Origin of the sequence: Synechococcus sp. CCAP 1479/10 (assembly GCF_019038515.1) — a bacterium.
Taxonomy (GTDB): domain Bacteria; phylum Cyanobacteriota; class Cyanobacteriia; order PCC-6307; family Cyanobiaceae; genus Cyanobium.
Genome location: NZ_JAFKRJ010000097.1, coordinates 1 through 214, shown reverse-complemented (window position 1 = coordinate 214; position 214 = coordinate 1). Strand labels below are relative to the sequence as shown.

At 68.2% G+C, this 214-nt stretch carries 1 protein-coding gene; it reads left to right on the top strand.

Annotated features, from left to right (window positions below):
- Window positions 1-214, top strand: a 214-nt coding sequence (locus KUG39_RS17815) for a glycogen/starch/alpha-glucan phosphorylase (protein ID WP_216916635.1), incomplete at both ends; no start/stop codon positions are given.

Genomic DNA, 214 nt, shown 5'->3' with positions numbered 1-214 from the left:
CCCCCAGCTCGGCAACAACCTGCTGATGCTCGGCATCCAGCAGGAGGCCGCCGAGGCCCTGCGCCAGTTCGGCATCAATGACATCGAGGAGATCCTCGATGTGGAGGAGGAGCCTGGCCTGGGCAATGGCGGCCTCGGCCGTCTGGCCGCCTGCTTCCTCGAATCCCTCGCCACCCTCGAGGTCCCCGCCACCGGCTACGGCATCCGCTACGAG